The following is a 23,268-nucleotide window of genomic DNA, read 5'->3' as shown; positions in this document are numbered from 1 at the left end:
GCGTTGGCAGCCCAGCGACGGGCGCGCGCCGCCTGCGTTCCGGGTCAACGGTCGATCGAGGCCATGTTCGCTTCGTCGTGCCGCGCACCGGCGGCGGGCTCGAGGTCGTCGAGGCGTTGCAGCTGTGCCGGGGTCAGCTCGATGCCGTCGGCGGCGGTGTTCTCCTCCACGCGGGACACACGGCGCGTGCCGGGGATCGGGGCGACGTCCTCGCCGCGGCTCAGCAGCCAGGCCAGGGCGGTCTGCGCGGGTGTGGCGCCGTTCTCCGCGCCGATCGCCCGGACCTCGTCGACGATCGCGAGGTTGCGTCGGAAGTTCTCGCCGGTGAAGCGCGGGTTGGTCTTGCGCCAGTCGTCGTCGGCGAAGTCGGCCACTGTCCGGATCTGCCCGGTGAGCAGGCCGTGGCCGAGCGGGGAGTAGGGCACGAACCCGATGCCGAGCTCCCGCAGCAACGGGAGGAGCTCGGCCTCGACGTCCCTCGTCCACAGCGAGTACTCGGTCTGCAGAGCAGTGATCGGGTGCACGGCGTGCGCGCGACGGATCGTGTCCGCGCTCGCCTCTGACAGACCGACGTGCAGGACCTTGCCTTCGGCGACGAGCTCGGCGAGCGCCCCGACGGTGTCCTCGATGGGCACTCCGGGGTCGACACGGTGCTGGTAGTACAGGTCGACGTGGTCGGTGCCGAGCCGGCGCAGGGAACCGTCGAGGGCGGCGCGAACGTTGGCAGGGCTGCTGTCGGTCACCCCCGGCCGGGGTCCACCGGCGCCGTGTCGGACGAGGCCGAACTTGGTGGCGATGACGACCTGGTCGCGGAGGTCCCTGACGGCCCGTCCGACGATCTCCTCGCTGTGGAACGGCCCGTAGATCTCTGCGGTGTCGATGTGGGTCACGCCCAGGTCGAGCGCGCGGTGGATCGTGCGGATCGACTCCGTGTCATCCAGTTCGCCCTCGCTGGTGTACGTGCCGGCCATCGTCATGGCGCCCAGGCCGATGCGCGAGACCTCGAGATCTCCGAGATGTGCCGTCTGCATGGTGATGTCTCCCTGTCGCTCCGGCCGCGAGCCGCGGCACCCGTCATGCAACCCGCCACGGGAGAGGCGAAGAAGTCACTGCTGGAAGGCGTACCGGCAGCCCACCCCAGGGCCGCCGGCATCGATCTACCGTGGACGACGTGGACAACCGGGACGAGGTCAAGGACTTCCTGCGCACGCGGCGAGCTCGGCTCACCCCCGCTGATGCCGGGCTGACCGCGTTCGCGAGCAACCGGCGAGTTCCTGGTCTCAAGCGTGGCGAGGTCGCCGACCTGGCCGGCGTGAGCGTCGAGTACTACGCCCAGCTCGAACGCGGCAACCTGGCCGGCGTCTCCGACAGCGTCCTGGACGCCCTGGCGCGCGCCCTGCAGCTCGACGAGGCCGAACGCACCCACCTCGCCGACCTCGCCCGCGCTGCCGGCCCGGCGACCCGCCGACGTCGCACGCCGACGGCCGGACAGGTACGGCCCGGAGTGCAGCGCCTGCTCGACCTCGTCGGCGACGTCGTGCCGGTCATCGTCAACAACGGCCGCCTCGACCTCGTCGCGGCCAACGCACTCGGCCGCGCCCTGTTCTCACCGGTCTACGCCACGCCCGTCCCCGCCGGAGGGCCCGCCAACCACGCTCGGTTCACGTTCCTCGACGATCGGGCTCGCGACTTCTGGGTCGACTGGGATCGCGCCGCCGACGACGCCGTCTCCCAGCTGCGCACCGAAGCCGGCCGCGACCCGTACGACCGCGCGCTGACCGACCTCGTCGGCGCGCTCAGCACCCAGAGCCCGCCGTTCCGCACCCGGTGGGCCGCTCACGACGTCCGGCTGCACCGCACCGGCCGCAAGCACGTCCGCCACCCCGTCGTCGGCGAGCTCCACCTCGACTTCGAGGTCCTCGACCTGCCCGCCGATCCTGGACTGACCCTGATCACCTTCACGAGCCCGGCCGGCTCGCCCGACGAGGACGCCGTCCGCATGCTCGCCAGCTGGGGGGCGACCAGGGAGAGCACACCGGCGGCAGGCCGCCCGTAGCCCGGTCAATCGGGCGGCTCGACCGCCGGGGGATCCTCGTCGTGCTCGCCGGGCGCCGGCCGGTCGCCGCCATCGCTCTCCTCCGCGCCGTCGGTGGCGATGGGCGAGGGCTCACGTGGGCCGTCAGACTCCGCACCAGCCTCCAGCACCTCGGGGGTGACCTCCTGCTCGAGGGTCGGGTAGCCGTAGCCGCCCTCCTGCGCCTCGGCGTCCGGCACCTGCGGTGAGTCGCTCATGGTCGTCCTTCCTGCCGTGCCTGAGCCGTCTGACCAGGTCGGTTCCATCGTCGGCGCGCGCGCTGTGCTGCGCCATCGGGAGGGGTGTCGGAATGCTGGACAGCGGGCGTGGATCACCGCTGCTTTCGGCCCCATGAGATCGCTTCGTCGAACCAGCCGAGGGCCGCGACGGCTCGCGTCGGCGACCAGGGGTCCGACTCGCTCCCCGCCTGTGAGAAGGACTGTCGGCACCGCGCGCGGCAGCGGGGGCACCGTCGGGACGAGTCCGTACTGTCGGTGCATGGCAGAGCTTGGCCGCGTCACGTGGCCACCCGGACCGATCGCTACCGATCGACTTCTGCTCCGTCTGCCGGAGGCCCGCGATCGCGCAGCATTCGTCGAGCTCTACACATCGCCCGACGTCGGGACCTACACGGGCGGAGCGCGACCGCGCGAGGCGGTCGAACGCGCGCTGCCCGACGCCCCACGGGGGCGTCCCGGTCATTTCGTGATCGACCTCGACGGCGCCATGGTCGGGATCGTCCAGCTCGAACGCCGGGACGTCGACTACGAGGTCTCCCAGGCGGCCGGCCGGGTGGATCTTGGCTACCTCCTTCTCCCCCAGGCATGGCGACGGGGATACGCGACCGAGGCGTGCGGGGCGGTGCTCAACTGGTTCGCCGGCGCGCTGCCGGGCGAAGCCGTCGTGCTCACCACTCAGGCCGCGAACGTGCCCTCGATGCGCCTGGCGGCGAGGCTGGGGTTCGTCGAGGTCGAGCGGTTCGAGGCATACGGCGCCGAGCAGTGGTTCGGAACGTGGACCCCAGCGGCAACCACGAGCTGAGCTCTGCGGCCAGCTGGTCACGTCGCAGCGCCCGTCCGCACCGAGTCGGGAACGTCCGCCTACAGGTGCCCGTACTTCTCCCGGAAGAAGTTGCCACTGGTGCTGAGTTCCGCCGCCACTCGACGGTGATGACTTGCGTAGAGAGCGTCGCTCTGGCCTGCGAGGATCCGCAGCTGCTCCATCAGCTCCTGGTCGGGGGTGCGCCCGTTGGGCTGGCGTTCGTGGACCCTGCTCGGCGCGATCGCCAGGTACTTCCTCAGGACGGCAGGCAGGTACTGCCGGGCCATGGCGTCCAGCTCGTACTCGAACCGCGGGTCTCCCGTGGGCTCGCGTTCCTCGGCCGCGATCACGGCGTCCAGCACCTGGCAGGTCTGCACGACGGTCCGGTGCGTGTCCCCCGGCAGGCGGCGCCTGTTCACGTCCGCGTGCCTGCGGACCCATGCGACCGCCGAGGGCAGGTGCTCCGACCCCTCGGCCGCGATGGTGCGCTGGGCGCGGGCCGGATCGACGACGGTGGACGTCTGGGCGGGCTCGCGCTTCCACCACCGGCGACGCGCCGGTAGCCACAGGTCCCGCAGGTGCCAGGAGCGGACGCCCGAGGCACCCATGGCCGTCAGCGCGAGCAGGGCGGGCGGCCCCCAGAAGTCGAGGACGAACACCGCGATGGAGAAGGCCCCGGCGTAGAGCAGTCCCTCGAGCGCTGTCCTGAGGTCCTTCCGCACCGCGCCGATGACAAGCACCAGATAGGCGAGCAGGGGCAGGAAGACGACGACGGCCGTCACCTTGACGACGTTCCCGAGCGTCAGCCGCGACACGGGTGGCTCCTTTCGAGCTCCGTGGCGGCGCTCGAGGATCGGATCCGCTCCGACTTCAGCCTGGCGCGCATCCGCTCACCTGCCCCTCGAGCACCGTCACCGTCTGCTTCGTCGCCCACGTGGCCTTGATGTTGTACCGCACGTCGTCGAACGCCGTCCGGTTCCTCCACCGTAACCCCCGAGGTCTGTGGGCCGCAGTGCGCCGCCCCGCCCGAGAACCCTCAGGCGGGCGTCTCGGCGGGACTGCTCCCGGCGGCCTCGGCATGACGATCGCGCCGCCGGTCGAGCGCGCGCATCGCCGGGGTCGCGGCCGCCCCGTGGATGAGCACCGATCCGACCACGACGAGGAGCACGATGCCCCAGAGCCGGTCGACGGCGGGGAACTCGCCCTCCTGGACCGCATAGGCGATGTAGAACAGTGACCCGACGCCTCGCACGCCGAAGAAGGCCACCACGGCACGTTCGACCGGCCCGGTCCGTCCGCCACTCAACGCCAGCCACCCGGCCAGCGGTCGCACCACCAGCAGGAAGGCCAGAGCCACACCGACCTCGGCCCATCCGATCCCCGAGAAGGCACCCCGCACGACCGCGCCGCCGACCAGCACGATGACGGCCACGGTGAGCAGCCGCTCGATCTGCTCGACGAAGGCGTGCAGCACCTTGTGGTACTCGTGCTCGCGCTCGGTGCCGCGCAGGGCGACCGCGCTCACGAACACGGCGACGAACCCGTATCCCTCGGCCACCTCGGTCAGCCCGTAGGCGAGGAATGTGGCCGCGAGCGCGACGAAGCCCTGGGTGTGCTCGGTGATCCGCAGCCGCTCGGCGAAGGAGGAGAAGAACAGCCGGCCGAGCAGCCAGCCCACGAGGAAGCCGATCGCGACCGCGACGCTCAGCCGCCACACCACGTCGAGCAGCAGCCAGCGGCCCAGCCATCCTCCCGGGGCGAGTCCCGAGAGGCTGACGGCGATCGCCGCGTAGGTGAACGGGAAGGCGAGACCGTCGTTGAGGCCCGCCTCGGAGGTCAGGGCGAAGCGCGCCTCGTCGTCCTGGGTCCCGGACTCGTCGACCGGCTCGCTCACCTGGACCTCGGTGGCGAGCACCGGGTCGGTCGGAGCGAGTGCCGCTGCGAGCAGGATCGCGCTCGCGGCGCCGAGGCCGAGGGCGGCCCAGCCCAGCAGCCCCACGACGAGCATCGACAAGGGCATCGTGATCGCCAGCAGTCGCCACGTGGTGCCCCACGAGCGCCAGGAGAACGGGCGGTTGATCGCGAGACCCGCTCCCATCAGCGAGACGATCACGCAGATCTCGGTCAGGTGGACCGCGACGTCGGGGTGCTCGGTCGGGCTGGGGTCCGGCAGGCTGGGAAGCAGCCAGAACATCAGCGCGCCCATCGCGAGGAACACGGTCGGCATGGAGATCGGCGCCCGGACCAGCAGGCGCGGCAGCACGGCCGCAGCCAGGGTGGCCAGGCCGACGGCCAGGAAGATGGTGGCGGGACCGTCGACGTGGAGCACCCGGCCACGGTACGGGTGGGCAGCCGGACCGGCCCGGTGAGCGAAGATCGGGCGCGACGGGGTGCCGGCCTCGCGGTCCTCCCAGGGGTCCACGAGCAGCAGCGCCTTCGCCTTGGTCAACGGGGTGAGCCAGACGATCTTCCGCAGGGCGCCGTGGCTCGCCTGGGTCCTGGTGCGTCTCTCCACGACGTCGCCTCCGAGGGCGCCCATCCGACGGCGAAGGGCAGCGTCGACCTCGGCGAGCGGGCCGGAGAACAGCTGCTCGGCATCCGCGGGTCCACGGTGTTCGCGCGGGCCGACTCCCGCGTCCGGCACGCGGGAGTCGGCAGGAGCAGCCACCCGTTCCGGGCCCGACGGTAGGTCAGACGAACGTCGCGCCCGCCCTCAGCCGCGAAGGGTGCTCAGGTTGTCAGAGATCGGACGCCCTGCTCCCACCGTTCCCAGCGCTCTTCGTCGGACTGCTCCCACCAGGGCGTGCCACGCTCTCCGAGGGCGACCTTGGCGCGCTGGACCCGCTCGCGAGCTTTGCGCTCAGCGTCCGGGTCGCTGGCCCGGAGCGCAGCGCCGACCGCCCGGCGGGCTCCCATCAGCTCCCGGCGCAACAGCTCGGACACGTCGGGCGGGAGGGCCGGGTCCGTGGCGCGCCAGCGGCGGCCCCGGATGACCAGATACCGGCCGTCGGGAGTGAGCTCGGGATTGGCGGCTTCGTCCTTCGGCACCAGCACAGTGTGCGACAACCGCCGAGGGGGTTCGCGTCGCGGCCCCTCATTCCGTCAGTCCGACTCGCAGACGCAGAGCTGGACCGCGGCATCCCCGGTGAACGGTCGACGGGACCAGTCGCCGAAGCGCTCGACGAGCCGAAGCCCGCCCAGTGAGAGCAGGGGCGGCAGCTCCTGGGGGAAGATGCTCCTGATCTCCAGCGGCACGTCGACGACGTCGGCCTCGGACTCGGTCGAGAAGTACCACGTCCCGCGAGTCACCTGCGCAGCCGCGTCGTAGGTTTCCGCGACGTCGACGTGCACGACGCCACGATCGGGGTCCACGAACGACAGGGCCTCGCGCCTCCGTCGAACGCCGTCGGCATGGGCAAGCATCTGCACGCTCGGGTTGAACACGTCGAAGACGAGACGCCCTCCTGGCGCCAGGTGCCTGCGCACCGACCGGAAGCAGTCGACCAGGTCCGACGCCTCATGCAGGTGGAGCAGCGCGTTGGCAGCGATGATCACGAGATCGAATGTTCGGCCGAGGTCGAACTCGCGCATGTCGCCCTGCACCCAATCCAACTCCACGCCACGCTCGTCCGCCTTGCGCTGAGCCTCAGCAAGCATGGGCGGCGAGAGCTCCAGGCCCACGCACGGATGCCCGTCGGACGCGATCGGGATCAGCTTGTTTCCGGTGCCGCACCCGAGCTCCAGGACAGACCCGCCTTGCCGGTCGGCCTCAGCCCTGTAGAAGTCGACCGCCGGCTCGCGCGCCGGGAACAGCCGGTCGTACAACCGTGCGTCCGAGTAGAACCGTTCGCGCATGCAGCGCATCCTCCTACCACTGACCGACCAGGCGGGTAGCCGTTGCCGAGATGCGGGACAGATCGGCCGGCGTCAGGCGTCGCACTTCGACCATCGAGTTGTCCGGAGCGGTCTCCGGTCAAACTGCGGAAGTTCCGCGGCCTGGTGTTCTCGCGTCGATTCTCGTTGGCAGCAGCGCGCGCAGCCGCGTACAAACGATCCCGTGGTCACCGCTCCGGATATGACACCAACAGAGGTGCACGCAGTACTCGACGCCCTCGCTGCAAGGCGATGCCGAGCGTGGATCAGCGGCGGGTGGGGCGTCGACGCCCTCGCCGGCACCCAAAGTCGTCCCCACCGTGACCTCGACCTGGCCATCACAGCCGAGGACGAGGGCTCAGCACTCCAAGTCCTCAACGACCTCGGCTACCACATCGAGACGGACTGGCGTCCCGTGCGGGTCGAGGTCGTGGCCGCCGACCGGGGACGCGTCGACCTCCATCCGCTGAACTTCGACGAGGCCGGGAACGGTCATCAGGCCGGACTCGACGGCACGCCCTTCACCTACCCCGCCAGCTGCTTCACCACCGGGACCATCGGCGGGCGTCTGGTCGGTTGCCTGTCCGTCGGGCAGCAGCTCCTCTTCCATGGCGGCTACGAGCTACGCGACATCGACCGCGCCGACCTGGTGCTGCTCCGCGCCCTGGCCAGCCGCTCTGCCCCGACCGCTACCAACTGAGCCCGAACATCGAGGTCCCGTCCAGGTTGGAGTAGGCCCGCCCATGCTGCGGCGCGGCTGCCTGCCAGTCGTACTTGAAGTATCCCGCGACCGATTGCCCGACGGGCGGCCCCCGAGTCAACGTCCTGCGGGCCAGCGCTTCAGGCGCCACTCAGCCCAGGTGGCATGAGGCGACGGCGGGTCGCCCACCGGTTCACTGCCGTCCAGCTCGCCCGGGGTCGGGACCTCGATCAGGGATGCCCAGGTGGTGAGTTCTTCGTCGGACATGTGCCAGGTCGTGTGCGGTTCTTCCGCCTGTCGCCGGTTGAGTCGTCGGCGCTGCTCGGCCGGCGTGAGCGCGAGGTAGCGAACCTCTGCATTCGCGCCGGTGGCTGTCGCTGCTTGCCGGAGCGCCGACCGTTCGTCTCGGCTCCACAAACCGAAGTCGACGACGACGTCGACACCGAGCTCGAGGGCTCTGAGCGCGACTGCGATCAGCCGCCCTTCGATCACGTCCGTCGCAGCCGACGGGTTCGTCGGGCCGTAGAGCGCTTTGACCCACTCGTCTTTGGTCAGGCGGAGGGCGTTCTGCTCGAGCTCGATGCGCCGCGCTTCGGTGGTCTTCCCCGTTCCGGGCAGACCCACCATCAAGAACAGAGTGGGCTGGGTGACGCCGTCGATCGCCTCACGGAGCAGGTCGGCGTGTCCGTTGTGGCGTGCGTACTCCTCGATCATGTGGATCAGGATCCAGCGCAGGCTGAAGTGCTCACCTGTGTGGCGACTAGCGCGGATGGAGAGCCGGTCCAGGTCGGCGTCGACTTCCTCCATGATGGCGTCCGAGTGAGCGATCGCGTCCAGGAGCAGCGGACGGCGCTGCTCGGGGGCGTCGGACACGGCGGTGCGCCACTCCCAGTCCGGGTCGGCGTCCCAGTCGACGGACGCCAGCGGCTCAGCTGGTCCGCGGCCGAGCAGAACCGCGGCGAACCAGTGGTGCTCGACGTAGGCCAGGTGCTTGAGCATGCCGCCGAGGGTCATCGTCGACGGGGGGTGCGTTCGGTTCAGCTGGTCGGCGTTGAGACCGTCGGCCTTGAACAGCAACGTCTGGCGGTGGTACTTCAGGAAGCCGCGCAAGGTGGCGATCTCGTCGGCGGACTGGGGTGGCTCGGTGCGCTCGATCACTGGGGCACCCCAAGACGCTCCCCCGTTGGCGGCTGGTGCCGCCGCCAGGGGCTTCACGCGAGGACAAGTCTCGTAGTCAAAGGGGAGAGGCCCGAATCCGACCACCTTGCCGAAGCACCGCGATGTCGTGCTGCGACTAGGGAACTGCGACCTCGGGCTCGCTGCCGCGGCGGAGCACCCCGCCGCAGAATCGGACATCTCGGGTAGTTGAACTAGGACGCACGCTCAGCGCAAAGGGCCCTGCATCTCGACACCACCTGGTCGACATCTGTCGAGATGCAGGACAGATTGACCGCCGTTGAGCGGCGCACCTCGACCGGGCCGGCGGCTGCGGCCGGACCCGGTCAATGTGCGGGTCAGCCGCCTGGGTGAGGTCGATCGCGAGGGTTGGCAGCCCTGGTCGTTGGCTGCTTGTCTGCGGTGTCCACGGGACACGCCCTCGCGATCAGTGGGGTGCCGGCCGTGCGTGCGCGGGGTGGTCGGACGGCGCCTGGTCGGCGGTCCAGATGCGCAGCAGGTTCATGGCGTCGGCGGACGCCGTGGCGGGCTCGGTGAGGTAGGAGGCGAGGGTCACTCCTGGTGCGGACGCGACGATCAACGTCTCGAACATCAGGGCCATCTCGCCGACGACGGGGTGGTGGATCTTCTTGGTGCCGGACGTGTGGGTTCGGACGGTGTGTCCGCCCCACCAGGTGCGGAACTCGGTGCTGCGGGTGGCGAGCTCGCCGACGAGGGCCATGAGGGCGCGGTCGCCGGGGTCGTGGCCGGCGAACAGTCGCATCGCGGAGACGGCCTCGCGGGCGCTGGTCTCCCAGTCGGGATAGAAGGCCTTGGAGCGTTCGTCGAGAAACAGGTAGCGGGCGCTGTTCAGCGGCGCCTTCCCGGCTGGGAAGAGGTCGGGAAACAGGGCGCGGCCCAGCGCGTTGGATCCGACCGGATCGCCGAGCCGCGTCATCGCGATCACGGGGACGTCGCCCATGGTGTCGATCAGCTGCGCGACGCGGGGTGAGACGCGCGGTTCGGGCTTGGTGCGGGGAGCGCGGCGTGGCCCGGTGGCGGCGCGGGCAAGGTCGAGCAGGTGCGCGGTCTCGGCCTCGTTGAGGTCCAGTGCGCGGACCAGGGCGTGCAGCACGCTCTCGGAGACACCGCTGAGGTCGCCGCGTTCCATGCGCGTGTAGTACGCGGTGCTGACGCCGGCCAGCTGCGCGACTTCCTCGCGCCGGAGCCCGGGCACACGGCGCTCGCCGCCGAAGACGGTCAGCCCGGCTTTCTCCGGGGTGATGCGTGCTCGCAGCGCGGTGAGGAACTGCTGCACGTCTTCGCGGTAGGTGGCCATACCCCGACGCTAGACGCCCCGGTGCGCGCCCTGGGAGTCACTGCTGTGCACCCCCAGCCCCGGCCGCCGCCTGCTGCCTGGGGGTCAATGACAGTGACTCTCACCCCGGCCCACCTCCGACCTAGCGTGGTCGTCATGAGCACTTCGACCATCACCTTGAACAACGGGATCGAGATCCCGGCGATCGGACTCGGCGTCTTCCAGACCCCGCCCGAGGACACTGTCGTTGCCGTCGAGGAGGCGCTGCGCACGGGCTACCGCCTCGTCGACACCGCGGCCGCGTACGGCAACGAGACGCAGGTCGGCGAGGCCGTGCGCAACTCCGGGATCGCCCGTGACGAGGTCTTCATCGAGACCAAGATCTGGATCAGCGACTACGGCTTCGACGCCACCCTGCACGCGTTCGACAAGGGTGCTGGGAAGCTCGGCGTGGACTACATCGACCTCCTGCTGCTGCACCAGGCGCTGCCCTCGGCGTTCGACCGGACGATCGACGCCTACCGCGCCCTCGAGCAGCTGCTGGCCGACGGCTTGGTCCGCGCGATCGGCGTCAGCAACTTCATGCCCGAGCACGTCGAGCGCCTGCTGGCCGCCACGACGGTCGTCCCGGCCGTCAACCAGATCGAGCTGCACCCCTACTTCCAGCAGAGCCAGCTCCAGGCCCTCGATGCGAAGCACGGGATCTTGAACCAGGCGTGGTCCCCGATCGGAGGCATCACCTCCTACCGCGACGCCGCGAAGAGCACCTTCGACGACGCAACCCTGCAGGAGATCGCCGCCCAGCACGGCAAGACCGCCGCGCAGGTCATGCTCCGCTGGCACCTGCAGCAGCGCCGCTCCGCCGTGCCGAAGTCGATCAAGGCCGCCCGCATCGCCGAGAACTTCGACGTCTTCGACTTCGAGCTCTCCACCGAGCAGCTCGCCGCGATCGACGCCCTCGAGACCGGCGTACGCGGCGGCCCGGAGGCCGACGCCATCAACCTCACGGACCACGCCTTCCCGATCCCCGAAGCGTGACCACTCGCCCCTCAGCCACATCAACCCTCAGTAAGGAACCACCACCATGGAGTTCACCCGCCTGGGCACGTCCGGGCTCAAGGTCAGCCGCCTCGCCCTGGGCTGCATGAGCTTCGGCACCCCCAACCAGTTCCAGGACTGGGCGCTCGACGACGAGGCCGCCGGCCAGCTGTTCCAGCAGGCCGTCGAGCTCGGCATCACGTTCTGGGACACCGCGAATGTCTACGGCGGCGGCTCCTCGGAGGAGATCGTCGGGCGCGCGATGCGCAAGTACAGCACCCGCGACCAGACGGTCTTGGCGACCAAGATCTACTGGCCGATGCACCAGGGTCCCGGCGGTGGCGGCCTGAGCCGCAAGGCGATACTCGAGCAGGTCGACGGGTCACTGGCACGTCTGGGCACCGACTACGTCGACCTCATGCAGATCCACCGCTTCGACCCCGAGACCCCGGTCGAGGAGACGATGGAAGCCCTGCACGACGTGGTCAAGGCCGGCAAGGTTCGCTACCTCGGCGCCTCGTCGATGTGGGCATGGCAGTTCGCCAAGATGCAGCACGCCGCCGCGTCGCACGGCTGGACCCCGTTCGTCTCGATGCAGGACCAGTACAACCTGGTCCAGCGGGAGGAAGAGCGCGAGATGCACGGCCTGCTCGCCGACCAGGGCGTGGGCAACATGGTCTGGAGTCCGCTGGGCGGCGGCATCGTCGCCCGTCCCTGGGGTGACAAGAGCAGCACCCGGGCTGCCTCGACCCCCGGGCACGACCAGTTCGGCCGACCGCTGTTCCTCGAGTCAGACAAGGCGATCGTCGACGCCGTCGAGCGCATCGCCACCGAGCGAGGGGTTGCCATGGCGACCGTCGCGCTGGCCTGGGTTCTCAGGAACCCGGTCGTCGACTCCCCGATCATCGGGGCGACCAGGGCCAAGCACCTCACCGACGCGGCCGCGGCGCTCGAGCTCACACTCAGTGACGAGGAGGTCGCCGCACTGGAGGGCCCGTACACACCGCGAGAGCCCACCTTCTTCTAACCACCAAGAAGTCGCGCTCGCGCGAGGTCTGGCCGCCGCCCCAGAACACCGACGGCCAGACCTCCGCCGATGCAGGAGGAACCACGATGCTCTGGACCGAAGATGAGCTGGCCCGGATCCATCTACATCCGCTCCGCCCGAGGCCCACACAACGGCTGGTTCCGGCGCGCCCTGGCGGCCGGAGCCGGACGGATCCGGGCAGGCGGCGTGACGCAGGGCGTGACGTTCGAACTGGCCGACCCGAGCGTCCGCAAGGCCGGCGACGCGGCCTATCACGCCAAGTACGACCGCTACGGGACCGGGCAAGTCGGGGCGGTCAGCGGACCGGACGTCCTCGAGACGACCGTGCGCGTCCTGCCGAGCTGACATGACGGCCGCTCGCTTCACTCGTCGCGACGTCTTGCACCTCGCGGTCGCGGTTGGGGCCGCGGCCGCGTTGGGATCCTGCGTCGAGCCGCAGACCTCCGAGCCACCCACTCCCGCCCCCAGGACGGAGCCGACCGACATGGGCACCAGCACACCAAGGCCGCAGGTCTTGCTCGTCTACTTCTCCCGTGCCGGCGAGAACTACTGGGAGGGCGGTCGCCGCGACCTCGAGGTCGGCAACACCGAACGGCTCGCAACGATGATCGCTGGGCGGACCGGCTGTGACGTCTACCGCATCGAAGCCAGCGACCCGTACTCGGACGACTACGACGACACCGTCGCGCGCAACGTGCGCGAGCAAGACACCAACGCCCGACCCGGCATCGCCGGCGAACTGCCCAACATCTCGACCTACGACGTCGTGATTCTGGCCAGCCCGATCTGGAACGTCCGTCCGCCGATGATCATGTCCACGTTCGCCGAGTCGGTCCCGCTCGGCGACACGACGGTGCTCCCTGTCACCACGCACGCGATGAGCGGCCTCGGCCGGTCGGTCGAGGTCTACTCGGACCTCGCGCCCGACGCGACGATCGGCGAGGGTCTCGCGGTGCGCGGCGAGGACGTCGACGACGCTGGCCCAGAGCTCGACCGATGGCTCTCGAGCGTCGAGCTGGTCTGAGATTCCCGGCCCCCGCACCTGCTCAATGCCGTACCCAAAATCACGGTCACCAATTTCCAAAAACGTCAGGCCTGCATGTCCACGAACCGCGAGTAGTGCCCCTGGAATGCCACGACCAGGGTGTCCGTCGGTCCGTTTCGGTGCTTGGCCACGATCACGTCAGCCTCCCCGGCCCGAGGCGACTCCTTCTCGTACGCGTCCTCGCGGTGCAGCAGGATCACGATGTCGGCGTCCTGCTCGATCGAGCCCGACTCGCGCAGGTCGCTCATCTGCGGCCGCTTGTCCGTGCGCTGCTCGGCGCCACGGTTCAGCTGCGAGATCGCGATGACCGGCACCTCGAGCTCCTTCGCCAGCAGCTTGAGGGCACGGGAGAACTCCGAGACCTCTTGCTGGCGGGACTCGACGCGCTTGCCGGACGTCATCAGCTGGAGGTAGTCGATGACCACGAGCTTGAGGTCGTGACGCTGCTTGAGGCGGCGGCACTTGGCGCGGATCTCCATCAGCGACATGTTCGGCGAGTCGTCGATGAACAGCGGCGCCTCGGAGATCTTGCCCATCGTGGTGGCGATCTTGGCCCAGTCGTCCTCGCCCATCTGGCCGTTGCGCAGCTTCTGCAGGTGCACGCGCGCCTCGGCCGAGAGCAGACGCATCGCGATCTCGTTGCGGCTCATCTCGAGCGAGAAGACGACGGACGTCAGACCGTGCTTGATCGACGCCGACCGGGCGATGTCGATGCCCATCGTCGAGTTGTGCGTCGGCACCATGGAGCGGCCGGCGAGGTAGAGGTGCGACGCGTGCGAGATCTCGACGCACCGCACGGGCACGGACTCGATGGGCTCGACGGACACGATCAGGCGCTGCGTCAGGCGAGGCGTCGACGGGCGACGCCGCTCCTTGTGGACGAGGTTCTTGCGCTCGAGCGCGAAGACCGTGTCGTCGGTCGTGAAGGTCAACGTGTAGGCGGTCGACGACGCCTCGGAGCGACCCTGGACCCGCTTCGTGGACCACCCCGTGCGGTAGCCGAGCGAGTGGACGAGCTCGCGGACGTCCTGCGCGAGCCGGTGGTTGGTGAGGGCGATCTGCACGCTGCCCGTCGGGTTGACCGTGCCGTCGGTGTCGAGCAGGCCGGCGAGCAGGTCGCGGCGCTGCTGCTCGCTCGCGCGCAGGTACGAAACCGGAACGTGCTTGTCGTTGAGCACGCCGAGAGTCCGCAGGCGGCCGTGGACAGAGCCGTTCGCGTCGTGGCACGCCTGGCAGCGCAGCAACCCGGACGTGACGACCCCGCAGTCCGGGCAGGTCGGCGCGGCAACCGGCGCGGACAGCGCCTTGACCTTGCCGCCGCACGACCGGCCGCAGGTGCGCACCTGCGAGCGCTTGGGCGTGAACGTCATCCCGCACACCTCGCACGCCCGGTCAGCAGCCTCGGCTGCCGGGAGCTGCAGCTGGTAGAGCCGCGCGGCACCGACGGCGTCGTGGCTCATGTCGCGCGCGACCAGGCCGCGGTCCTCGATCAGCATCGCGATCTCCGGGTCCGCGCTCGTGAAGCGCGCGGAGGCGGAGTGGCCGTCGCCGAGCCAGACGCCGAGGGCGTACGCGTCGATCGGCAGGTCGGCCTCAGGCAGGCGCAGCGGCCTCGCGGTCGCGACGGAGTGGTTCGCCCGTGCATCCGCGGTCGCGCAACGCACGGTCGCCGCGATCTCCTCGGTGGTGCGGATCGCGGAGTCCCCGGCACGCAGTCGGCGCTCGGCACGCGTGCTGGTCGCCCACTGGTGCAGCGCATCGGCGACGATCTGCGTGCCGTCGTCGAACGTCACGCGGTAGGTGGGGCGCCCGGTGAGCACGGGGGTCGCCGCTACCACCGTCGTCGGCGTTCCGTCCGCGGCCAGCAGCTGGTCGCCGACCTGCACCTCGCCCATCGTCGTCCAACCCGTCGGGGTCGCGAGCGGGGTGTCGAGCGCCAGGGCCTTCCCGATGGCCGGACGCGCAGCCAGGACGATCATCTGCCCCGGGTGCAGCCCGTTCGTCAGCCGGTCCAGGTCCGAGAACCCGGTCGGCACGCCCACCATGCCCTCGCCGCGGTGCCCGGCCGCCTCGATCTCGTCGACCGCGCCACCGATGATGTCGCCGAGCACCAGGTAGTCCTCGGAGGACCGGCGCTCGGTCACCGCGTAGACCTCGGCCTGCGCGTTGTTGACCAGCTCGTCGACGTCGCCGCCGTCGGTGCCGTAGCCGAGCTGGACGATGCGGGTGCCGGCCTCGACGAGCTTGCGCAGGATGGAGCGCTCGCGCACGATCCGCGCGTAGTAGCCCGCGTTGGCGGCGGTGGGGACCGACGAGATGAGGGTGTGCAGGTAGGGCGCGCCGCCGATGCGGCCGATCTCGCCGCGCTTGGTCAGCTCGTCCGCGACCGTGATTGCGTCGGCCGGCTCGCCGCGGCCGTACAGGTCGAGGATCGCGTCGTACACGACCTCGTGCGCCGGGCGGTAGAAGTCGGTGCCACGCAGCTGCTCGATGACGTCGGCGATCGCGTCCTTCGAGATCATCATGCCGCCGAGCACCGAGCGCTCCGCGTCGAGGTCCTGCGGCGGGGTGCGGTCGAACCCGCCACCACCGCGGCTCGCCTCGGCAGGCATGCCGTACTCGAGATCTTCGATCGTCACCAGGGCCCCTATCGTCGCCGTTCGAACACATGTTCTCGAGAGGGTCTGACATTCCCCAGCTCGCCGCACACAGGGCGGCGCCTCGCGGACGCGACGTTAGGCGCCCCGGGGCCCCTGACCAAACGGCCTCAGGGGCCTGTGCAAGAGGCGGCCCAGCCTGGGGAAAGCACCCCGCAACCCTGTGGACAACCGGGGGACACGATGTGCGCGCCACTGTGGACGATGTCCGGTTCTGTCCACAGACCGTGGACAGCGGTGTGGATACTGGTGGGCGCGGCAACCGAGGAAACGGCCCGCCACCCGTGCGTTCGTCGTGCACCGGGTGTGGATCCACTGGAGAGTTCGGCCCCATTTCATCTGATGGACACCCGCGCGGGCGCTCGAGCGCCGTCGACCGCCAGATCCTCGCCCTCGCGGTGCCGGCGCTCGGTGCTCTCGTCGCCGAGCCGCTGTTCGTCCTGGTCGACTCGGCCGTCGTCGGGCACCTCGGAACGGCGCCCCTGGCGGGTCTCGCGCTCGCCTCGACCATCCTCGTCACAGCCGTCGGACTGTGCGTCTTCCTCGCCTACGCGACCACCGCGGCGGTCTCCCGACGACTGGGGGCGGGGGACCGCGCGGGCGCGATGCAGATGGGGGTCGACGGGATGTGGCTCGCGCTCGGCGTCGGCGTGATCCTCGCCGTCGCGCTGTGGGTGGGGGCCGGGTGGCTCGTCGGCGCGCTCGGGGCGCACGACGAGGTCGCGCGGCAGGCCGTCATCTACCTGCACTGGTCCGCGCCCGGGCTGCCGGGCATGCTCGTCGTCCTCGCCGCCACCGGCGCGTTGCGCGGCATGCAGGACACCCGCACGCCGCTCGGCGTCGCTGCGGCTGGCGCCGTGGTCAACGCGCTGCTCAACGTCGCGCTCGTCTACGGGCTGCACCTCGGCATCGCGGGCTCCGGGGCCGGCACGGCCGCGACGCAGCTCGCGATGGCGGCGGTGCTCGCCGTCGTCGTCGCCCGCGGTGCACGCGCCGCCGGTGCGCGGCTGACACCCCACGCCGGCGGGATCGCCGCGAACGCGCGGGCCGGCGGGCCGCTGCTCGTGCGAGCGCTGAGCCTGCGCGCCGCGATCCTGGTGACCGTGTGGGTCGCGACCGGGCTCGGTGCGGTCACGCTGGCCGGGCACCAGGTCGTCAACGCGGTCTGGGGGCTTGCGGCCTTCGCGCTCGACGCCCTGGCGATCGCCGCCCAGGCCCTCGTCGGGCACGCCCTGGGCTCGAGTGACGTCGCGCGCACGCGCGCCGTGCTCCGCCGCACCCTGCAGTGGGGCGTCGCAGGTGGGGCGGTGCTCGGGCTCGTCGTCGGCGGCACGGCCTGGGCGTACGTCCGTCTCTTCTCGCCCGACGACGACGTCCGGGCAGCCGCGATCGCGGCCCTGGTCGTCGCGGCGGTGACGATGCCGATGGCCGGGTGGGTGTTCGTGCTGGACGGTGTGCTCATCGGCGCCGGGGACGGTCGCTTCCTCGCGTGGGCCGGGGTGCTGACGTTCGTCGTCTACCTGCCCGCGGCCCTGGCCGTGCGCGCGTGGGCGCCGGACGGGACCGCCGGGCTGGTGTGGCTGTGGGTCGCGTTCGCCGGGGTGTTCATGGCGGCGCGGGCCGCCACCACGGGATGGCGGGCGCGCGGCGGTGCCTGGATGGTCACCGGGGCCACGGCGAGGTGACCGCGGGAACGGCGTGTCGCGGCGCACAGCGCACGCACAGCCCCGCGGGCCTGCAGAGTACGCACATGGCAGCGCAGCCAGGTCTCATGAGACCGTCCCGTCCACCTGGTGGCCGTGACGCTTCCGTGATGTGGTCGATGCTCAATCGTCACGAACCTTGCGCGAAACGAAACTCACCGGTAACTCTGTCGCTCTACGGTGCGACCAGCCCTGGCACGCACGCGGCCGGGACACGGACGTCGGCAACGACGACCGTGCTCATTCCACGGAGGTAGCAGCTCATGCGCAGTTCCACCCCCAAGATGGCGGGCACCGCTCTGGTGCTCGTCGCCGGCCTGTTGCTGGCCGGTTGTTCGTCCAAGGACGACTCGGGCGACACGCCCTCGTCGACGCCCGGCTCGTCCGAGTCCGCTGCGGCATCCGGTGACCTCACCATCCAGCCGCTCGTGCAGATCGACAAGGACGGCAAGGAGGTCGCCGCTGCGGACACCTCCAACGCCGCCGACCCGGCCGGCGACGGCAAGGCCAAGTGCGACGGTGTCTCGATCGCCATGGCCGGTGCGCTGACGGGCCCGAACGCGGCCCTCGGCATCAACATCCTCAACGGCGCCAAGCTGGCCGTGGACGCGCACAACGCCGCGAACGCCGACTGCCAGGTGACGGTCAAGGAGTTCGACACCGAGGGTGACCCGCAGAAGGCCACCCAGGTCGCGCCGTCGATCGTCGGCGACAAGTCGGTCATCGGCCTGCTCGGCCCGGCGTTCTCCGGTGAGACCGCGGCCGTCGGCCCCGTCTTCTCGCAGGCGAACCTGCTTTCCCTGACGGCGTCCGCCACGAACCCCGACCTGGTCAAGAACGGCTGGACGAACTTCTACCGGGGCCTCGCCAACGACGCCGTGCAGGGGCCGTCGGTCGCCGCGTACCTCGTCAACACCCTCAAGTTCGCCAAGGTCTGCGTCGTCCAGGACGACTCCGACTACGGCATCGGCCTGGCCAAGGAGATCACCTCCGGCCTGGGCGCCGCTGCGGACGCCTCGTGCGCCGCGAAGGTCAAGACCGGTGACAAGGACTTCTCCGCCACCGTCCAGATCATCAAGGGCGCGTCGGCCGACGCCGTCTTCTACGCCGGTTACTACGCCGAGGGCGCGCCGTTCGCGGCCCAGCTCAAGGAGGCCGGCGTGACCGCGGCCTTCGTCTCGGCCGACGGCACGAACGACCCGCAGTTCGTCAAGCAGGCCGGTTCGGCTGCCAAGGACGCCTACCTGAGCTGCCCCTGCGGCCCGGCGCCCGAGAAGTTCGCGGCCGACTACAAGGCCAAGTTCAACGTCGACTCCGGCGTGTACTCGGTCGAGGCCTACGACCTCGCGACGATCATGCTCAAGGGCATCGACTCCGGCATCACGGACCGCGCCGGCCTGGTCGACTTCGTCAAGAACTACGACGGTGACGGCCTGGCCCGCCACTACAAGTGGGAGTCCACGGGCGAGCTCGCCTCCGCCCTGATCTGGATCTACCAGGTCAAGTGACGACGACACGGCGGCCGGGTTCCTTCGGGGCCCGGCCGCCGTGCTGCACTGCCCCTCCCACCCACCTAGGAGCACCATGAGCGCCGTCATGTCGGCCGGCCAAGTCCTCGCCGACGGGGTGATCGACTTCAACGTCCAGTCTCTCGTCGACAACTTCTGGGCACTGACCATCGACGGACTCACCTACGGGTCCATCTACGCCCTGGTCGCCGTCGGTTACACGCTGGTCTACGGCGTGCTGCGGCTCATCAACTTCGCCCACTCCGAGATCTTCATGCTCGGCATGTTCGGGCAGTACGCGGTCCTCATGCTGCTGGGCTTCACGCCACGCGGGGATGCGTACACCCAGGGGACGGTCCTGACCGTCGTGTACCTGCTGCTCGCCATGATCGGCGGCATGATCGTCTCGGGCGGCGCCGCCGTCGGACTCGAACGGGTCGCGTACAGACCGCTGCGCAAACGCGGGGCACCCTCTCTCGTCTTCCTCATCACGGCCATCGGCGCATCGTTCGTGATCCAGGAGTTCGTCCACTTCATCCTGCCGAAGCTGACCGGGGAGAAGCTCGGCGGCGTGAACGCGCAGCAGCCGATCCGGCTCGTCGTCCCCTCCGTGCAGTTCAACATCTTCGGCGCCGAGGTCACGAACGTCGAGATCGTCATCGTGCTGGCCGCGATCCTCCTCGCGGTGGCGACCGAGCGGTTCGTCTCGCTGACGAAGTTCGGCCGCGGCATCCGCGCCGTCGCGCAGGACCCCGTGACCGCGACGCTCATGGGCGTCTCGCGGGAGCGCGTGATCATGCTGACCTTCCTCATCGGCGGTCTCCTCGCCGGTGCGGCCGCGATGCTCTACACGCTGCGCGTCCCCAGCGGCATCATCTACTCCGGCGGATTCATCCTCGGCATCAAGGCGTTCAGCGCCGCGGTGCTCGGTGGCATCGGGAACCTGCGCGGTGCGCTGCTCGGTGGCCTCCTGCTCGGCGTGATGGAGCTGTACGGCCAGGCGCTGTTCGGCACCGAGTGGCGTGACGTCGTCGCGTTCGTCGTGCTGATCCTGGTGCTGATGATCCGTCCGACCGGCATCCTGGGCGAGTCCCTCGGGAGGGCACGAGCATGAGCACCGAGACCACCGCCCCCACCGTCCTCAAGCTGGGCGTCGGCGACAAGCTCCGCCTGTGGTGGGACGCGCTCGCGCGCCCCACGCAGTGGCTCGTCGGCGTCCCGTTCATCGTGCTGATCGCGCTGCTGCCGGTCATCCGGCCGCCGCTGCTGACCACGGTCGGCACCGACTTCGGCAGCGTGCTGGCGCAGTTCGGCATGTACGCGCTGCTCGCGATCGGCCTCAACGTCGTCGTCGGCCAGACCGGTCTGCTCGACCTCGGCTACGTCGGCTTCTACGCCATCGGCGCCTACACGGTCGCGCTCCTGACCAGCCCCGTCAGCCCGTGGAACCTCACCGACGACTGGCTCTCGCAGGACTGGGCCTGGCTGTTCGCGCTACCGATCGCGATCGCCATCACCGCGATCGCCGGTCTGATCCTCGGCACACCCACGCTGCGGCTGCGCGGCGACTACCTCGCAATCGTCACGCTCGGGTTCGGCGAGATCGTCCGCCTGCTGGCCGACAACCTCACGAATATCACGCGCGGCGGCCAGGGCCTGACCCAGGTCGCGTACCCGATCGTCGGCGTCGACCCCGAGACCAAGCCGACCGGCGTCTTCTCGGCCGGCAACACCGACTCGCCGCTCAACTCCGGGACCTGGTGGTTCTGGCTGAGCATCGTCCTCATCATCATCGTCCTGCTGATCGTCGGGAACCTCGAGCGGTCCCGCGTCGGCCGCGCATGGGTCGCCATCCGCGAGGACGAGGACGCGGCCGAGATCATGGGCGTGCCGACGTTCAAGTTCAAGCTCTGGGCGTTCATCATCGGCGCCTCGATCGGTGGCCTGTCCGGCGCGCTGTACGCGGGCCAGGTCCAGTTCGTCCAGCCGGGCACGTTCAACGTCATCAACTCGATGCTGTTCCTGTGCGCCGTGGTCCTGGGCGGCCAGGGCAACAAGCTCGGTGTGATCCTGGGCGCGTTCATCATCGTGTACCTGCCCAACTTCTTCCTGGGCCGGACCGAGCTGCTCGGCATCCCGATCAACGGTGACGACATCGCCGACTACAAGTACCTGTTCTTCGGCATCGCACTGGTCGTGCTCATGATCTTCAGGCCGCAAGGTCTGCTCCCGGCGCGGCAGAAGCTGCTCGCCTACGGGCGGCCCATCTACGTCGCCACCCGCAAGGCTGCGCTCGCGCTCAGCCGCAAGCCCGCTGCCGTTCCCGCAGCCACCGCAGACACCGAGGGAGGTGCCCGATGAGCAGCCCCGGAGGCATGGGAGCAGGGTCCGAGCACGACGAGGAGTTCCGCGGCACCGACGAGATGGTCGCGGGCTCGACCCCCGAGGAGTACCTGCCCGACGGCGGGGTCGAGGAGGCCGTCGAGATCGACCTGGCCGCCGTCGACCCCGAGCTCGCCGACGCGGCGCACGTCGCGGAGGTCGTCGCCTCGGACCGGGACATCCACGCCGAGGTCGGCGCGCCGCTCCTGCAGATGAAGGACGTCACGGTGAAGTTCGGCGGCCTGACGGCCCTCGACGGTGTCACGTTCGACATCCGCCGCGGCGAGATCCTCGGCCTGATCGGCCCGAACGGCGCCGGCAAGACGACGTGCTTCAACACGATGTCGGGCATCTACCGGCCGACGTCGGGGGCCGTGCTGTTCGACGGCAACCCGATCGGCACGATCAAGCGGAACCAGATCACGCGCCTCGGCATCGCGCGCACGTTCCAGAACATCCGCCTGTTCTCCGACATGACGGCGCTCGAGAACGTCGTCGTCGGCACGGACGCCCGGCACCGCACGTCGGTCCCGGGTGCGATCTTCCGCAGCCCGCGGCACCGGCACGAGGAGCGCGACGCGCTCGAGCGGGCCATGGCCCTGCTGGAGTTCGTCGGGATCGGCAACCGCGCGACCGAGAAGTCGCGCAACCTCTCGTACGGCGACCAGCGCCGCCTCGAGATCGCCCGGGCCCTGGCCACGCAGCCCAAGCTGCTGTGCCTCGACGAGCCCGCCGCCGGGTTCAACCCGGCGGAGAAGCAGTCGCTCATGGACCTGATCCGCAAGATCCGCGACGACGGCTACACCGTCCTGCTGATCGAGCACGACATGCGCCTGGTCATGGGAGTGACCGACCGCGTGGTCGTGCTCGAGTTCGGCCGCAAGATCGCCGACGGCCTGCCGGCGGAGGTCTCGTCCGACCCCGCCGTCATCGCCGCCTACCTGGGGGTTCCCGACGATGCCACTGCTTGAGCTCAAGGACCTGACGGTCTCCTACGACCGCATCGAAGCCGTCCGCGGCATCTCGCTCACCGTCGAGGACGGCGAGCTCGTCACCCTCATCGGTGCGAACGGCGCGGGCAAGACGACGACCATGCGCGCGATCTCGGGCATCCGCCCGGTCGCGCGCGGGTCGGTCTGGTTCGACGGCAAGGACATCACGCGGATGAAGGCGCACGAGCGCGTCATCGCGGGCATCGTGCAGGCCCCCGAGGGGCGCGGCGTCTTCCCGGGCATGACCGTCGTCGAGAACCTCGAGATGGGGTCCTACGCGCGCACGTTCAAGACGAAGGCCGAGCACGACGCGACCGTGGACCGGGTGTTCGACCTGTTCCCGCGGCTGCTCGAGCGGCGCACGCAGGTGGGCGGCACGCTGTCCGGCGGTGAGCAGCAGATGCTCGCCATCGGCCGCGCGCTCATGGCCCGCCCGCGGCTCCTGCTGCTCGACGAGCCGTCGATGGGACTGGCCCCGCTGGTGATCCAGCAGATCTTCCGCATCATCACGGAGATCAACAAGGAGGGGACCACGATCCTGCTCGTCGAGCAGAACGCGCAGCAGGCGCTGTCCCGCTCCGACCGGGCCTACATCCTGGAGACCGGCGAGGTGACGACCTCCGGCAGGGGGGCGGACCTGCTCGCCGACCCCGCGGTCAAGCAGGCCTACCTCGGCGTCGCCTGACCCGTCCCGCACGACGAAGCGCCCCGCCCCGGATCTCTCCGGGGCGGGG

At 70.2% G+C, this 23,268-nt stretch carries 22 protein-coding genes; 13 read left to right on the top strand and 9 right to left on the bottom strand.

Annotation, left to right across the window (positions count from 1 at the left end):
* Positions 1-44: 44 nt before the first annotated feature.
* The gene (locus tag D1825_RS13025) at positions 45-1,031 is read right to left on the bottom strand and encodes an aldo/keto reductase (RefSeq protein WP_118767835.1); all 987 of its coding nucleotides are present in this window, start codon (positions 1,029-1,031) and stop codon (positions 45-47) included.
* A gap of 140 nt (positions 1,032-1,171) precedes the next feature.
* On the opposite strand from D1825_RS13025, the gene D1825_RS13020 reads away from it, so the two are divergent.
* Complete coding sequence (locus D1825_RS13020; protein ID WP_118767855.1) at positions 1,172-2,056, top strand: helix-turn-helix domain-containing protein; 885 nt, start codon at positions 1,172-1,174, stop codon at positions 2,054-2,056.
* 5 nt (positions 2,057-2,061) lie between these two features.
* On the opposite strand, the gene D1825_RS13015 is transcribed toward D1825_RS13020, so the two are convergent.
* Positions 2,062-2,292 carry a hypothetical protein gene (locus D1825_RS13015; protein ID WP_118767834.1) on the bottom strand — a complete coding sequence of 77 codons (231 nt, stop codon included), beginning with the start codon at positions 2,290-2,292 and terminating at the stop codon, positions 2,062-2,064.
* Here D1825_RS13015 and D1825_RS13010 point away from each other — a divergent pair.
* Entirely contained in the window at positions 2,291-3,115 is an 825-nt protein-coding gene (locus D1825_RS13010) for a GNAT family N-acetyltransferase (RefSeq protein WP_325051491.1), read from the top strand. The genes D1825_RS13015 and D1825_RS13010 overlap by 2 nt on opposite strands.
* A 59-nt stretch (positions 3,116-3,174) precedes the next feature.
* Here the strand turns inward: D1825_RS13010 and D1825_RS13005 are convergent, their stop codons facing one another.
* From D1825_RS13005 to D1825_RS12990, 4 genes are all read right to left on the bottom strand, one after another.
* Positions 3,175-3,930 carry a hypothetical protein gene (locus D1825_RS13005; protein WP_118767832.1) on the bottom strand — a complete coding sequence of 252 codons (756 nt, stop codon included), beginning with the start codon at positions 3,928-3,930 and terminating at the stop codon, positions 3,175-3,177.
* Positions 3,931-4,151: 221 nt separating this feature from the next.
* Positions 4,152-5,444, bottom strand: a complete 1,293-nt coding sequence (locus tag D1825_RS13000; RefSeq protein ID WP_118767854.1) for a cation:proton antiporter — start codon at positions 5,442-5,444, stop codon at positions 4,152-4,154.
* A 401-nt stretch (positions 5,445-5,845) separates the two neighbouring features.
* Entirely contained in the window at positions 5,846-6,163 is a 318-nt protein-coding gene (locus D1825_RS12995; RefSeq protein WP_118767853.1) for a hypothetical protein, read from the bottom strand.
* Positions 6,164-6,217: 54 nt separating this feature from the next.
* Positions 6,218-6,970 (bottom strand): class I SAM-dependent methyltransferase, encoded by a 753-nt coding sequence (locus D1825_RS12990; RefSeq protein WP_118767831.1) that lies wholly within the window; start codon positions 6,968-6,970, stop codon positions 6,218-6,220.
* A gap of 202 nt (positions 6,971-7,172) precedes the next feature.
* On the opposite strand from D1825_RS12990, the gene D1825_RS12985 reads away from it, so the two are divergent.
* Positions 7,173-7,688, top strand: coding sequence for a nucleotidyltransferase domain-containing protein (locus tag D1825_RS12985; RefSeq protein ID WP_233549894.1), 516 nt, complete (start codon positions 7,173-7,175; stop codon positions 7,686-7,688).
* Positions 7,689-7,805: 117 nt separating this feature from the next.
* Here D1825_RS12985 and D1825_RS18775 read toward each other — a convergent pair whose 3' ends face one another.
* Together D1825_RS18775 and D1825_RS12975 are read right to left on the bottom strand one after the other, a co-directional pair.
* Entirely contained in the window at positions 7,806-8,846 is a 1,041-nt protein-coding gene (locus D1825_RS18775) for a mycothiol transferase (protein ID WP_325051490.1), read from the bottom strand.
* 445 nt (positions 8,847-9,291) lie between these two features.
* Positions 9,292-10,182, bottom strand: coding sequence for a helix-turn-helix transcriptional regulator (locus D1825_RS12975; RefSeq protein ID WP_233549893.1), 891 nt, complete (start codon positions 10,180-10,182; stop codon positions 9,292-9,294).
* Positions 10,183-10,317: 135 nt separating this feature from the next.
* Here D1825_RS12975 and D1825_RS12970 point away from each other — a divergent pair, with 135 nt between their 5' ends.
* The 4 genes from D1825_RS12970 (at position 10,318) to D1825_RS12955 (ending at position 13,271) form a co-directional block, all read left to right on the top strand.
* A complete protein-coding gene (locus D1825_RS12970) occupies positions 10,318-11,199 on the top strand; it encodes an aldo/keto reductase (RefSeq protein ID WP_118767850.1) in 882 nt (293 codons plus the stop codon).
* Between the two features lie 46 nt (positions 11,200-11,245).
* On the top strand, positions 11,246-12,226 hold the full coding sequence (locus tag D1825_RS12965; RefSeq protein WP_118767829.1) for an aldo/keto reductase: 981 nt from the start codon (positions 11,246-11,248) through the stop codon (positions 12,224-12,226).
* A gap of 102 nt (positions 12,227-12,328) precedes the next feature.
* The gene (locus tag D1825_RS12960) at positions 12,329-12,592 is read left to right on the top strand and encodes a DUF2255 family protein (RefSeq protein WP_233549892.1); all 264 of its coding nucleotides are present in this window, start codon (positions 12,329-12,331) and stop codon (positions 12,590-12,592) included.
* 139 nt (positions 12,593-12,731) lie between these two features.
* A complete protein-coding gene (locus D1825_RS12955) occupies positions 12,732-13,271 on the top strand; it encodes a flavodoxin (RefSeq protein ID WP_233549891.1) in 540 nt (179 codons plus the stop codon).
* Between the two features lie 65 nt (positions 13,272-13,336).
* Here D1825_RS12955 and dnaB read toward each other — a convergent pair whose 3' ends face one another.
* Positions 13,337-15,931, bottom strand: coding sequence for a replicative DNA helicase (gene dnaB, locus D1825_RS12950; protein ID WP_407643331.1), 2,595 nt, complete (start codon positions 15,929-15,931; stop codon positions 13,337-13,339).
* Between the two features lie 350 nt (positions 15,932-16,281).
* Here dnaB and D1825_RS12945 point away from each other — a divergent pair, with 350 nt between their 5' ends.
* The 6 genes from D1825_RS12945 (at position 16,282) to D1825_RS12920 (ending at position 23,219) form a co-directional block, all read left to right on the top strand.
* Positions 16,282-17,634, top strand: coding sequence for an MATE family efflux transporter (locus tag D1825_RS12945; protein WP_118767848.1), 1,353 nt, complete (start codon positions 16,282-16,284; stop codon positions 17,632-17,634).
* A gap of 281 nt (positions 17,635-17,915) precedes the next feature.
* Positions 17,916-19,160 carry a branched-chain amino acid ABC transporter substrate-binding protein gene (locus tag D1825_RS12940; protein WP_199721590.1) on the top strand — a complete coding sequence of 415 codons (1,245 nt, stop codon included), beginning with the start codon at positions 17,916-17,918 and terminating at the stop codon, positions 19,158-19,160.
* Between the two features lie 76 nt (positions 19,161-19,236).
* Positions 19,237-20,274, top strand: coding sequence for a branched-chain amino acid ABC transporter permease (locus D1825_RS12935; RefSeq protein ID WP_118767825.1), 1,038 nt, complete (start codon positions 19,237-19,239; stop codon positions 20,272-20,274).
* Positions 20,271-21,521, top strand: a complete 1,251-nt coding sequence (locus D1825_RS12930) for a branched-chain amino acid ABC transporter permease (RefSeq protein ID WP_118767824.1) — start codon at positions 20,271-20,273, stop codon at positions 21,519-21,521. The genes D1825_RS12935 and D1825_RS12930 overlap by 4 nt, the downstream gene beginning before the upstream one ends.
* Entirely contained in the window at positions 21,518-22,513 is a 996-nt protein-coding gene (locus D1825_RS12925; RefSeq protein WP_118767823.1) for an ABC transporter ATP-binding protein, read from the top strand. Before D1825_RS12930 ends, D1825_RS12925 begins: the two co-directional genes overlap by 4 nt.
* Positions 22,500-23,219 (top strand): ABC transporter ATP-binding protein, encoded by a 720-nt coding sequence (locus D1825_RS12920; protein ID WP_118767822.1) that lies wholly within the window; start codon positions 22,500-22,502, stop codon positions 23,217-23,219. Before D1825_RS12925 ends, D1825_RS12920 begins: the two co-directional genes overlap by 14 nt.
* Positions 23,220-23,268: the final 49 nt, after the last annotated feature.

The sequence above is a fragment of the Cellulomonas rhizosphaerae genome, assembly GCF_003470205.1.
GTDB lineage: Bacteria > Actinomycetota > Actinomycetes > Actinomycetales > Cellulomonadaceae > Cellulomonas > Cellulomonas rhizosphaerae.
This window is presented reverse-complemented; position numbering and strand designations above follow the sequence as displayed.